We start from the raw sequence: 13,327 nt of genomic DNA on the forward strand, positions 1-13,327 counted from the left end.
AAATGGTTACTAAATCATTCAAGTAACCACTTTATATAGGTTTAGTAACCACTTGAGTCCAACAGCATGAATGATAAGCAGATCAAAGCATTTATCCGCAGCAAGACAGCTACTCGTAAATTAGTAGACGATGGGCTTTATATTCGGGTGCAGACAGAAGGCAAAGCGAGCTGGGAGTTAAGGTATACCTCAAACGGCAAGCGTCGATTCATGACCCTAGAAGGTGGTCAGTATCCACACATGTCTCTAGCAGATGCTAGAGCTGCTGCTGCCATATTAAAGCAATCAATTAGTAAGGGAGGTGATCCTCTAGCTGAAAGAGCGAAAATTGGCCAAGAGAAAATTCAAACCGTAGATGACCTCTTCAATGATTGGTTTGTCGATGCAAAAAAACGACTTAAGCACAGTGAAATCCCACTAAGAATCTATACAAAAGAAGTCCAACCTTATATTGGCCGCTTGCAAATTAAGGATGTAACACCCCTTGATATTAGAAACATCATCCAAAAGGTCGCCCATAGTAATCGCCCCACTACAGCTAATGACACGCTGCTTCATTGCAAAAAGCTATTTACTCATGCTTGCAAGCTTGGCTTAAAAGATGGTAACCCCGCGAGCCACTTTAAACCAGCAGATGCTGGTGGCGTGGAGAAAAGCAGAGAAAGAGCATTGTCAGTTGAAGAACTGAAACAGTTTTTTAGTGTCGCAAAAGACAACATAAGCAGTTTTGGTCGGGACAACTACCTAGCCTCAGCTTTGTTAGTTTGCTTAGGGGTGAGAAAAGGCGAACTCTTGAAATTAACTTGGCAAGAAATAGATCTGAATTTGAAGTTATGGAAACTACCACAACCAAGGACAAAAAGCTCCAAAGCAATATCAATCCCACTTCCTGATTCTGTCGTTGAATGGTTTGAAGAGTTACAGATCAGAGCTTGTGGTTCGGACTATGTATTTCCAAATCGCAAAGCAAGCAAAAAGCCACATGTCTCAGGTGATACCCTGAATCGGGCTGTAGCCTCACTCTTTGGACATGACTCAAGCAAAACCAGACAACCCATTAATCGTATGGGAGAAATACCTTACTTCACTATTCATGATTTCCGACGTACTTGCAGAAGTCTACTCGCTAAGCAAGGAGTCCCATCTCATATTGCCGAGCGTTGCCTTAACCACAAAATCAAGGGCGTTGAAGGCATTTATGACCGTTACGATTACTTTGATGAACGTCTAGATGCTCTCAACTCAGTAGCAAATCTCATAGCCCCGATAGTTAACTGTTAGAAATAATAAACGCATATTTAGTCTAGTACTTCCTATAAGAGCAAAATCAACAATTCAGGTTTCAATAAATATGAATCTTCCTAAAAGCGAGATATTGTCACAAATTGATGACATAAAAAGAATGCTACTACCAGAAATGCTCCCTTATAAATTGCATGCGTTAGGTATACCAATGCCTGTTGGCGAAAATAATGCACTTTACCGATTACATGTTGCTAATTATAAAGGGCTTGAATTATTGAAGGTTTTAGAAGGTCGAATACCAAAATGCCTTAGAAATGGAAGCCCAGAATCTGTTGTTATAAATGATGTTTCTTATCAGACTGAGATTTCTATCCTGAAAGACCATTTGAATACCATAGGAAGACAACTAAAGGAATTGCAGTTATCCCTCAATCCCAATGAAGGGAAGGATTTCAAATGGAATCTATTCTATAACATCATAGAAACGGCAATATTGACTGGGTATTTTGCTGGTGCTCATGACATGAAAACCCCCACTGAACGGCACGCAAATTCAGGATTTATTCAAAAAGTGTTAATCCCTCAAGCCGGTGGTAAGAAAACTGCAACCAGAACCATTCCAGTTCAAAATTTGATTACCGCTATGGCAGACTTTGTAATGATGGGTGATATTGACGGAAAGGTCACCAAGTCCGCACTTGTTGATAGTATTTTCAATACAATCAAAGATTTTTCAAAAAAAGGTAATAATCTAGACCTTCCTGCACTAATAGTATTTCCAGAGCGCTTCCCTTCATCCAAATTTATCAATAAGTACCTTAAAGGTTATGATTTTTCCAAATCAAAGGGCATGAGTAAAGTTAGTACAGAAAGATTAAAAGAGTTAATCCAAACTAAGTTTACCACATCAACAATAAAAAAATATATTTGATGAATATCAATATCTTACAAAAAGAAATACCCCCCTCAACTATGTAGAAGCACTTTTTAAGAATACATCATTAGCCATAATCACTCCCGAACAACATTGAACGGGAGTGAGCATGAACTCATTAAATAAACCATCTACAGACCGTATCGTTCGTGAAGCGGAACGTAAATCAATCACCTCAATTTCACGTACCACTGCATGGTCACTTGAGCGCAGAGGTCTTTTCCCCAAACGCAGGCAGCTCTATCCACAGAGTACTTCAGTCGGCTGGCTGTTATCTGAACTAACAGAATGGGTTGCTTCTCGCCAGACAGTCGAAGATGGGAAGTACTAATGCAAACATCCAATACCGATCACTTAGCTCATTTTATTGATGAATATCGTGTCGTTAGAAAGCCAGAAATCCAGCGGTTGCTTGGCATTAGCCGCTCAACCTTGGGGCGAAGAATTAAAGCAGGGACATTTCCCAAACCAGCCTCAATTGAGAATGGACGATCATGCTGGCTATTCAAAGATGTGCGTGAGTGGCTATTAAAGTGAATGAGCACGCTACTTTCTGGTGTAAAGCAGGCTTCGCCTGCTTTTTTTAACGAGTGTAGTGACGCAGTTTGACGCACTACACCTATAAATCAAAACCGACTGAAAAGCCTTAAACCCCCTGAGAGCTCAATCGAACACTATCGATCAAGCCCGATAAATCGGCGGATATTAAATAATATATGGCCGTCTGTTTTCAGTATGTCAAAAATAGAAGGTTAAACGATGTTCTGTATCAACAAGCATAATTCAATATTAATGATGTATAAGGATCATGCTTACCATGTCTACAAACCTCTAGCACAGGGACTAAAGCCACAACTTGTGGAGAAAATCATTTCCAGCTGTGAAGTCATGTTAAGTCACTACAGTAAAGTCATGGTGATTAGAATCGATTTACACCCACAGCAGTATTCTGCTGATAACAATCTAATTAATCAGTTCCTTAAGCAACAGGCCAATGCGCTATCTCAGCAATACAAATGTAAGGTGCAATACCTATGTGCTAGAGAGCGACATCACTCTGAAATACAACACTATCATGTCGCCCTTATGCTCAGTGGACATAAAATTAACTATCCACACAAACTGTTAAGTCAGCTTAAATCACAATGGGAGCGAACTGGTGGAACAGCGTCATTAGTCGATAATCCTTTCAACATAATGTGTCGTGGGAATAAGCCCTCACTCAAGCATGCTATTTACCGTCTCAGTTACTTTGCCAAAACAGTGACAAAGGAGATCGGTATCAAAGCACGTTCGTTTCTGAGCAATAAAATCCAACCAGCAGTATCATTTGACGATAGTAAAGATACGCTCTTGGTTGACCCTTTTATTACGGCTCAAATCAATCAGCGCAGAGTAAAAGCCCAGCATGCTGAGAGCACGATAAGAGAGGCCGTTAAATCCATCAAGCCTGCCTTTGCTTGGTTTACCGAAAGAAGCCATGCCCAGCAACTGAAAGAATCTATTCTGACTCGGACATCCAGTTTACAACACCTTGTAGATCCACTTTGTAGTGGATCACACCTAAGAACCCCTTGAACCGATAAAAACTCAAGATCCATTAATGGCAATTGATCCACCTGCAAAGGGGGTTGAAACACACTCAAACACAGAAAAACGAAGGGCTTGAGGCGTTTATCTGCGATGTTGATGGCGCTAACTAAAAACGTTCCTCAAAATGCAAAACAAAGCCCATGAACCGAAGCAGATCCAACCATTACAGATCCACGCTTGTTGATCAAAAGAAGGAATAACCATGAGCCGATTTGATTTAGAAACACTACCACGTTGCGGAGCAAAGACTCGCAGTGGTAAACCTTGCCAGCGTTATGGCAATAAAGCCAATGGCCGCTGTAAGCTCCATGGCGGCCGATCTACCGGAGCCAAAACAAAAGAGGGAAAATTAGTCGTAAGAGCGAATGCACTTGTTAATGCTTTTATGTGGCATTTCTATAAACGCCTTGACCTAAAAATAAAACAGATAGATATAGAAAACGCTCTCAATGCTTATTGGCGGTTGATAGAGCTTAGTGAAATGCAAACTCGCAACTTAGATGAAGTTATCGAAATTGTTCGTCAATATCGATTTGAGCTAGAAACCGTTAAATACTATATTGCTGAATATGATGGACCAGAGGCACTGCTTTTGATCCAGTCCGCACTGGATCATTACTATAAAGACACCGCTGCTGAACACCTCAAATTCCATATCTACTCGGCAGTCTTCCCAACTCCTTATTTCAATAGATTAAGCGGCTCTCATGCGGAGTTAGCACATGAAATGAGGATATTTTCTAAAACTGAACGGAAAAAGGGTTTTGGTTACACAGCCCGAATGCCAATGGACCCAGTCCAAAAAGTGCTCAACAAATACTTAAAGAAGCTCAAAACATCCAATAAAAGCTAATTAATCCTCATACCTTAACGTGACATCCGCGATTGAAGTCACTGCATGTAATGGGCTTAGTTTAGGTTCATGGAATTTCGCCACGCTTTAATACGCTTCTTGGTTTCATCAGTGAACCCAACTCGCGTTTTGTTAATCACAATATTTGCTGAACCATGTGGAGTCTGTAATCCCCACAATTGAGAAGAACGGCACATCACCAATAGAATTTCTTCTCTCAAAGCTTGCGGGATTAATGTCCGCCTAAGGTATTCTTGTGCCGCCCAAACACTTGGCAAGCTGGTGGCAAAACTTTGTACTTGGTCCATATTGGTAGAGGCATAAGGGACTAAATTAAACACACAGATATGCTTTGATGCCAGTTCACAATTCCCATCAAACAAACTATTGGCAACTGGCTTAAACCATTTATCCCAACCCGGTATCTGATAAGGATAAGACTGTAAACCATCAAGTTGAGCAAACAACTTATCCTTCAATTCCTGCGACGCAACAACCTCAGCGGTTTTTGCATCACGACTAGGGTTAGCATAACAAAGCACAATTTTTGCGGTTTTTAATGCCCCAAAGAATGGTCCCGGCGGCAAACCAAATTCAAACTCGCTATCAATGGGTTTCTGTAAATGATGATATAACTCGCCAAGCACATCTAAATCGTCTGGGTGCTTAGCTAGTCCCATTGCTAGACAGATGTTCCAAAACTCAAAAAAATCCATTTATTGCCAGTTTTTGAAATGATTAGTAGATAAGATATCACGTTCCCAGTCATTCAGCTCTCTCATATTTAATTTGTAGGATAGTGATTTAATCAACATAAAATATAAGCAATTCTTTATTGAGAGTAGGCGTATATGAAATACTTTGGTCGAAATGCCCTCCCTTTGTTGTCACCGAAAAAGATGAATATATGACAATAGAGTGAGAATCCATATACCAGGACTCAATACTAAATCTAACGACATACAAGGACCTTACAATGGCAACAGAAAGACAAATTGAACTTTCTTGGCTTTTACCAGATTTTTCTCATCTAAGTTTTCATCCTCAAACTGGAACGGCTTTAAGCAGTTTATTTGTCGCAATAACCTTGACCGTAACATTACTTTTCATAGCTTACCTGCTCTACAAAAGCATTGATGTTGTATTAAAAATCAATTGGTTGCAGAAAGCGTTAGAGCCTTTAGAGAGAAAGGATGTTGCTCAAAAGAAGGAGGTGCTCTATCAGTTAGCAAAGTCAAAGAGTAAAGGGAAAAGTAAAGGAATTGGCTTTTTATGGATGGAATTTGATGAAACTCTTGTCGAAGTTCGAAAGGGCGATCAAATTGAAATTCGCAATACTTTAGATGCAGGACATTTTTTCAATACTTACACTCTAGCTAATAGCGTAACAGAAAATCGTCTAATCGCAGCAGTGCCCGGTTTTCTTACAGCACTAGGGGTCATAGGCACGTTTATGGGCCTACAACTAGGCTTGGCAGATCTTAAACTCGGTGCAGGTGTTGATGTAACCACAATGCAAGATGGCGTTGCTGGTGTTGTAAATGGGGCTAAAATCGCATTTTTGACATCAGTTTGGGGGGTTGCATTAAGTGTATTTTTTAACTTCTTTGAGAAATTATGTGAACAATTCATCCGCTCAAAAATTCGAGAATTAGAGGATAAAGTCGATTTCCTCTTTCCTAGAGTCCGCCCAGAAGAACAACTTCAAATAATCTCTGAAAATAGCTCTGAATCACGTAATGTCCTTCAAGGACTGGCCGAAAAAATTGGTGAAAAGATGCAGGAAGCCATGGTTACGGCTACCCAAGGAATCCAATCAAGTCTCGAAAGTAGTTTGAGCAAGATAATGGCCCCTGCGATTAATAAGCTGGTTGATGAGACATCTCAAGGTAATCAAAAAGCACTAGAAGGACTTCTAGAAAGTTTTATGGACCGCTTTGGTCAAGCTGGTAACCTACAGAGAAGTGCGCTTGATGATGTCTCAAACAAAGTCAATCAATCTGTAGAAGCAATGCAGCTAACAATGAGCAACTTTGTAGAACAATTACAAAAATCACAAGCGGAATCGGGTGATAGAGAGAAGGCTCTCATTGCCGATATTTCACATCAAGTTAGTAAGTTGTCTTCCCAATCAGAAGACATCCATCAGAAACTAACATCCTATGTTGAAAATCAAATAGGCAAGATATCTTCTCAAATGCAAATCAGAGAAGAGGCTTCGGCAAAACGTGACTCAGAATTAGTCAACGTGATTGGACAACAGGTCAATGAGCTAGTTAATAACTCCAGAAGGCAGGGTGAACTGCTTACCAGTTTTGTCGAAACTCAACTTAACAACCTAACTAAGTCATTTGACGAACGAGATAAGCGGTCAACTGAACTCGAAACTACGCGTAACAATAAAATTGAGAAGCAAACCGAAGCGATTGTAAAAATATCTAATGAATTAATAAGCACTGTAGAGAAATCCGTTTCAGAGCAACTTGCTGCAGTAAAACATCTCGTATCGCAAGGAGAAACCCTTCAAAACAGTGTTAATGCCTCCGTTGAAGCCGCTGCTCAAGCAACTCAAGCAATGAAAGAATCATCAATTGAACTTAGAGTATCAGCTGATCATATGAGAGTTCTGAGTTCCCACGTAAATGACGCTGGCAATAAGCTATCTGGAGCCATCAAGTCAGCTGTAGACAGCACAGCTGACTTGGCGAATCAAAATCAAATTTCAGCACAACGGATAGAGAATGCCCGTGAATCACTTATGAAAGATGTTTCACGTTTTAGTGAACTTTCAGACCAAATTAAAGCATTGATTACAAGTGCAAGCAGTACATTCACTGAATTAAAATCAACACAAAGAGACTTTATCGGCAACTTAAAAGAGGAAGTTGAGAGCCTAAGTCGAAAAATGACAGATATGCTAGAGGAGTATTCTCAACAAGCAAATGGACAAACAGCAGAACACTTAAAAATCTGGTCCCAATCAGTGACAGATTATTCAACACAAATGAACAGTGCAGTTAAGGCATTGTCTAGTGTCGTGGACGAAATGCAAGTGAAACTGGGGTAGCCCATGGATAGATTATTTACGCGAGGAAGCACAAAAGTTGATGAAGAAAACCCATATTGGATGTCCTTCTCTGACTTGATGTCTGGGCTATTAGTGATTTTTATATTAGCAGCCGTAGCCTTAATTATTGAATTAACTCAGAAGTCTGAACAGATTGATGCCAGTATCGAAGAGTTGAAAAAGGCAGAGGAAGCAAGAAGAAATATCTTAATTGATATCAAAGAGGAATTAGCCAAACAGAATATTCATGTTGAAATCGTTGAAAACGATACAGTACTTCGTATACCGGAAAGTACATTGTCTTTTGAATCCGGCAAAGATACCTTGCCTGAAAATACGACTGTAAAAAATGAAGTTCGATTGATTGGCATCGCACTACATAAAGCAATAACAACAAATGAAAGATGGAAATATCTCGATACGGTATTCGTTGAAGGACATACCGATAGCAATGGCATATGGTACCGAGGCAAAGGGAATTGGGGTCTTTCAACGGATAGAGCTGTGTCAATTTGGAAGTTGTGGCAAACAGAGATTAATGTAGCTCCCAAATTAAGTGTTCTAACAAACTATAATGGTCAGCTTTTATTTTCTGTAAGTGGATATGCAGATACTCGACGAGTTGATTTACAAGAGACAACAGAAGAACAAAGAGCAAGAAACAGGCGAATAGATATAAGATTCACCGTCAAAAAACCTAAGATTGAAGATTACGAAAAAGCGAAGAATGTTTAAGCATGTGCGTGGAGCTTACTATGAAATTTTTCCTAAGCGATGAAGCTTATAAAAAAAATATAAAAATTATGGATAGCCTGACGCTTGAGCAAAAATCTATAGCTAGAAAAGCAGGTACAGGTAATCCTCTCTTTGAAGCTGCGTGGAAAAAGCTACATACACTTCTGCAACAAAATCGTTTTAAAGACTTCAATATTGAAGATAGATTCGATATTAGAGCTCTCTCCGTTGCACTAACTGGAGATATGAAACTACGCCATGGAATAGATATAAGTAGTGCTCTGCTCATCAAAGTTTCAAAGATAATTCCTCATGGCAGCAACCTATTCATAGAATCTCTCCTCCAGTTTTTCCTTAGCGACTTTAACTTAATAAAAGACCCAAATGCTGTTGGAGCTTGGCTATCTCAGGAGCGTCAGAGAAAAGGGTTAAATAAAGGTCTAGAAGTTAAGATTTTTTGTAGTGATGGCCCCACCTTTTTCGCACAGCAAGCGATTAAGAGAAACATAAACTTTGAAGCGCAGGTACATAGTTGGGGGCTGGACGCATACGCATCAGGTGATTTTATAAAGCAGGCAAAATCAATTTATTTTGTTGAACAATTACAAAAAATCCCTGTGAATGAACCTCATAAATTATTGGAAGAGGTCAGCAAGCAAGTCATTGCTGAAGGTCGTTACGATGCAGATGATCTTGTAGGACATGTCGCGCTAAGAATTTTGATAGATAGAGCCCCTAGCAAAAATGTACATGACAGTTGGAGGGATGCTGTTATTGCCATAGCAGGAGATCCCAGAGTACCAAGATCACATGCACGCTATATAAAGTGGTGGAGCCAGCTTACCTCTCAGCAGATAAAAAAAGTCCAAGGATGGTTATCCAAACTGGATCTTAAGCTCTTTTTAGAAGCTCTCGAGGACTATTCGATAAGTTCTCGAGATGATGCCATGATGCGTATGTTTCCATCTCGCAAACACTTTTTAGAAGGACTGCATGAATCTGGTGCTATTGTTCATACAAAATTATATTTATCAAAAAAAGCATTATTCTACGTAAAACGACACTATAAAGCTGAACATATACCAGAATATTCTATTGTTGAAGATGGTGATATTTCCGTTATCTATGCAGAGCTTTCAAACGGTCACATGGTCGAGGGAAGCCATAACTGTCAAATTTGGTTCTATAAAAAGCTACATGAGTCTGCTCCTGTCTTACAATTTGATAAGCAGAAAAAGACCTACCGCTCATTGACTCTTGGTCTTAACGAGCAAATGTATCGATATGGCTGTGAAGCATCCGACCACTTCTCTCACTCGCCAGCTAATTTCAGCTGGCAACGACGCGCCTTAGAAGCCTTAAACAAAATGGGATTAAAGATCAGAGCGTCTGATGTATTAAGTGGAACTGACTATAACCAATATAAAAGGCTCTACGGAGTAAGTTAATGAAAAACTGGATTTCATCCTTATTTAGCAGCCGCAATACTAAGTTCAAATTTTCTTATGACATCACTAAAAACAGCATTGATTTCTATTGCCCAGAAAAGCAGTTTCAAGACATAAAGAAAGGCGATGCTGATGATTTTCTAACAGCACAATACATTGCTTTGCAAATGTTGGCTGAAGAGGGAAGCGCTGAAAGTATTCCAAACGGCTTCATAGTTAAACATCAAGTCATTGCAGCACTAGATGAAGATGTCCATCAGCTATTGAACTTACCCGAAATATGGAACGGACAAGCGAATGTCGATATCAGAGGTACGACATTCGAAGGTTCCTTCGACGTAACAATACACGTTGATGCACCATCAGGACGAATGACCTCAGCTTACCAAGTAGATGGGAGTATTATTTCTTTCGGTAACGCTCAATTCACCTTAAAAAAAGTGATGTTTGATGTGTTCTCCGCATTAAAATTTCATAAAGAGTCATCGAAAAATGAGTCAGAGAACCTTCTGTTGTTGCACACGTTTCAGCAAGCTCAGCGCGCTGGGGCGAAGTTATCGTTAAACCACTTCAACAAGTTAGATATTCACGTCCCCGATAAAATCACAGTTGAAGCAGAACTTGATAGTGTTGGTAATTTAATCCTTACGCCCCAAATGGGGCAAAAAGCAGATCACGACTCGCTACAACGTGTTTTAGGCCAAATTCAGTCAGAGAGAGGGCGAACTCTCAAAGTGGGCAATGAAATAATTCTCTTCAATGAAAAAACGGCTAAAGCCGCAAAAGAGATTATCAGTAATAGAACAATTCCAAAATCTCAGGTTAAGAACTTTTTAGAGGCTCCCGGTGCATACCTTGACGCATCTTTAATCGACTTAGATGTTGGTTTTTCCTTACGAGTGAAAGGTGCTACTCGTTTCAAACACGCATATTTTGGGGAAACAGACGAGTCAGGGATTGATTGGTTTGGACAGAGTCAAGCTTCCTCTCAGATCTTGCCTATAAGCTCAGTCATCAAGGAGATAAAAACTGACGATGACCGATTACAACTTACTAAAATTCTTAATGATGCTAAAGCAACTGGGGCCACTGAGGTTAAATTTGAAGGGAAAAACTACGACATTGGAAGCGACAGCGAAGTATATGAAGTACTAAAAAAAATAGAACAAAAACTTATACAGCAAGAAAATACGGAAACCGATGAGGGAAGAGACAATACTGAGGCTCCCGGACCTCAAGAGAGCGATGACAGCCCTATAGTCATCGACATTGCCCTTAATGATGAGGAGTTAGATAGCCCGTCTAAGTTAGTTGAAGAAGAGCTTAATAACGTACTTTATAGCCAAGGAATTAGCTGGGATAACTATAGAAGAGAACCATTTCCTCATCAAATAATCGGAGTTAAGTGGATACTCGGCTTAGAGGAAATCGCACGAAGCAAAGAACTGGTTAATGGCGCCCTACTAGCCGACGATATGGGGTTAGGCAAAACCTTTATGTCTCTAGCAGCCATTGAACAATATTACTGTATATGTGAAGAGAACGGTGATGTATGCCGTCCTACGCTGATCGTTGCACCACTCAGTTTGCTAGAAAACTGGAAGGATGAAGTCGCAGAAACATTTCACAAGTCCCCTTTCAAAGACATTGTCATCTTACAATCGGACGGAGAGCTCAATAGCTTTCGAGATGGCGGGATAGAGACCAAAGCGTCGAATATTGATGATGAGTCATTTAAGCCTAGATACTCTCTTAAATTCGGTGAGCAGCATGGGGCTGCTCGTTTAGATTTGCCCTGCCGTCTAGTCATAACTACCTATCAAACACTTAGGGACTATCAATTCTCGCTGTCTCAAATAGATTGGGGGATCGTCGTGTTTGATGAGGCTCAAAACATCAAAAACCCTAACGCATTGCAAACTCGAGCAGCTAAAGGTTTAAAAGCTCGGTTCAAGTTATTAGCAACAGGTACACCTGTTGAAAATAGTCTAGCTGACTTTTGGTGTCTAATGGATACAGCCTGTCCCGGCTTTCTCGACTCCTATCAATCTTTCAGACACACCTATATATCTCCAATCCTTCAAGCGGCTGGCGATGAAATAGAGTCGGTCAGAGCAAGTTTGGGCAGGAAGTTACGTGAAAAAGTAGGCGCCTTAATGCTTCGTCGCGTTAAAGAAGACAACTTAGAAAGGCTTCCCAAAAAGAATATGTTTGTAGGGCTGGAACCTACCGAATGGCAGTACGAGCCTAAACTGCATTCGATTATGGATTCCTATCAGCAAAAGGTTTATGAAGGTTCTATTGAATCCCAACTAGAAAATGAAGAAAGTCATGTTCTTACAACACTAATGCGTATGAGAGATACTTCTCTCCACCCACGTTTGGCTGATGGTGGACGCTTAGATGCACCAAGTTCAAAAAATGATTTAAAACAGATATTTGCAGAATCAGCCAAACTTAAAAAAATGATCGAGGTGTTAACAGATATTCAATCAAGACGTGAAAAGTGTATTATTTTTGCGATAAATAAAAGACTACAGCGTTTTCTGAGTATCGCCTTGGGCAATTACTTTGGACTAGGTCCTTTGCATGTAATTAACGGTGACACCAAGGCCGTAGTAAAAAATAAGAATACAGCGAACCGTAAATCAATGATTGCTGAGTTTGAAGCGAAAGAAGGATTCAACCTCATCATTTTCTCACCGGTAGCAGCTGGCGTTGGCTTAACAGTAGTTGGAGCCAATAACGTAGTTCACTTTGAGCGCCACTGGAATCCAGCAAAAGAAGCTCAAGCAACCGATCGTGTTTATAGAATCGGTCAGACGAAAGATGTGAATGTCTATGTGCCTATTCTCCATCACCCAACTATCGAATCCTTTGATGTGAATTTACACCGATTACTATCCCAAAAATCCATGTTGAAAGATGCCGTTGTAACTCAGGGCGAAGTTATGCCCAACCCTGCTGGTGCAGACAAACATCAACTTACAGCCGATAGTATTATCAATTCAGAAGATATACCGCGTTTGAGCTGGAAACAGTTTGAAGCTTTTTGTGTGGAACTTCTTTCCAAGGAATTCAACGCTGACAGTGCTTGGCTTACGAAAGAAGGACCAGATTTTGGTGCAGATGGCTTGCTGATTAGTGGCCAAGAAGCCATTTTATTACAAGCAAAACATAAGCAGGGTTCTTACAAAGGGCATAATGCCGTTCAAGAGATCTCTAACGCTAAAGCGATGTATGGTAAACATCTCGGACGGCCTATAGGTAAACAAATATTCATAACCAATGCTACGCAGTTAGCTAAGTCAACGAGAGAAATTGCCCAAGAGTTATCAGTGATAATTATTGATGGCAATGATCTATCAGACCTTTGCCAATGTCACCGAATAAGCTTTGCTCAAGTTCTTAACCGCCTATCCAAACAACGATATGTAGTTCGTTAGACCGTC

Annotated in this window: 11 protein-coding genes; 10 read left to right on the plus strand and 1 reads right to left on the minus strand. The window is 40.2% G+C overall.

Annotated features, from left to right (window positions below; genetic code table 11):
* Positions 1–66: 66 nt before the first annotated feature.
* The 6 genes from SHEWANA3_RS19760 (at position 67) to SHEWANA3_RS19775 (ending at position 4,625) form a co-directional block, all read left to right on the plus strand.
* Positions 67–1,281 (plus strand): site-specific integrase, encoded by a 1,215-nt coding sequence (locus SHEWANA3_RS19760; RefSeq protein WP_011718521.1) that lies wholly within the window; start codon positions 67–69, stop codon positions 1,279–1,281.
* A 70-nt stretch (positions 1,282–1,351) separates the two neighbouring features.
* On the plus strand, positions 1,352–2,176 hold the full coding sequence (locus SHEWANA3_RS19765; protein WP_011718522.1) for a hypothetical protein: 825 nt from the start codon (positions 1,352–1,354) through the stop codon (positions 2,174–2,176).
* A gap of 112 nt (positions 2,177–2,288) precedes the next feature.
* Complete coding sequence (locus SHEWANA3_RS23320) at positions 2,289–2,510, plus strand: AlpA family phage regulatory protein (RefSeq protein ID WP_166485364.1); 222 nt, start codon at positions 2,289–2,291, stop codon at positions 2,508–2,510.
* The gene (locus SHEWANA3_RS23325) at positions 2,510–2,716 is read left to right on the plus strand and encodes an AlpA family phage regulatory protein (RefSeq protein ID WP_166485365.1); all 207 of its coding nucleotides are present in this window, start codon (positions 2,510–2,512) and stop codon (positions 2,714–2,716) included. Before SHEWANA3_RS23320 ends, SHEWANA3_RS23325 begins: the two co-directional genes overlap by 1 nt.
* Positions 2,717–2,938: 222 nt before the next feature.
* A complete protein-coding gene (locus SHEWANA3_RS19770) occupies positions 2,939–3,757 on the plus strand; it encodes an inovirus-type Gp2 protein (RefSeq protein WP_011718524.1) in 819 nt (272 codons plus the stop codon).
* 217 nt (positions 3,758–3,974) lie between these two features.
* Positions 3,975–4,625: an HGGxSTG domain-containing protein gene (locus SHEWANA3_RS19775; protein WP_011718525.1), complete on the plus strand. Its 651-nt coding sequence runs from the start codon at positions 3,975–3,977 to the stop codon at positions 4,623–4,625.
* Between the two features lie 56 nt (positions 4,626–4,681).
* Here the strand turns inward: SHEWANA3_RS19775 and SHEWANA3_RS19780 are convergent, their stop codons facing one another.
* Positions 4,682–5,341: a hypothetical protein gene (locus SHEWANA3_RS19780; protein ID WP_011718526.1), complete on the minus strand. Its 660-nt coding sequence runs from the start codon at positions 5,339–5,341 to the stop codon at positions 4,682–4,684.
* 260 nt (positions 5,342–5,601) lie between these two features.
* Here SHEWANA3_RS19780 and zorA point away from each other — a divergent pair, with 260 nt between their 5' ends.
* The 4 genes from zorA to SHEWANA3_RS19800 are packed head-to-tail and all read left to right on the plus strand — an operon-like array spanning position 5,602 to position 13,321.
* Complete coding sequence (zorA, locus tag SHEWANA3_RS19785) at positions 5,602–7,692, plus strand: anti-phage ZorAB system protein ZorA (protein WP_011718527.1); 2,091 nt, start codon at positions 5,602–5,604, stop codon at positions 7,690–7,692.
* A gap of 3 nt (positions 7,693–7,695) precedes the next feature.
* Positions 7,696–8,427, plus strand: a complete 732-nt coding sequence (locus tag SHEWANA3_RS19790) for an OmpA family protein (RefSeq protein ID WP_011718528.1) — start codon at positions 7,696–7,698, stop codon at positions 8,425–8,427.
* Positions 8,428–8,447: 20 nt separating this feature from the next.
* Positions 8,448–9,875, plus strand: a complete 1,428-nt coding sequence (locus tag SHEWANA3_RS19795; protein ID WP_011718529.1) for an EH signature domain-containing protein — start codon at positions 8,448–8,450, stop codon at positions 9,873–9,875.
* Positions 9,875–13,321, plus strand: a complete 3,447-nt coding sequence (locus SHEWANA3_RS19800) for an SNF2-related protein (RefSeq protein ID WP_011718530.1) — start codon at positions 9,875–9,877, stop codon at positions 13,319–13,321. The genes SHEWANA3_RS19795 and SHEWANA3_RS19800 overlap by 1 nt, the downstream gene beginning before the upstream one ends.
* The last annotated feature ends 6 nt before the right edge of the window (positions 13,322–13,327 follow it).

Origin of the sequence: Shewanella sp. ANA-3, assembly GCF_000203935.1 — a bacterium.
Taxonomy (GTDB): domain Bacteria; phylum Pseudomonadota; class Gammaproteobacteria; order Enterobacterales; family Shewanellaceae; genus Shewanella.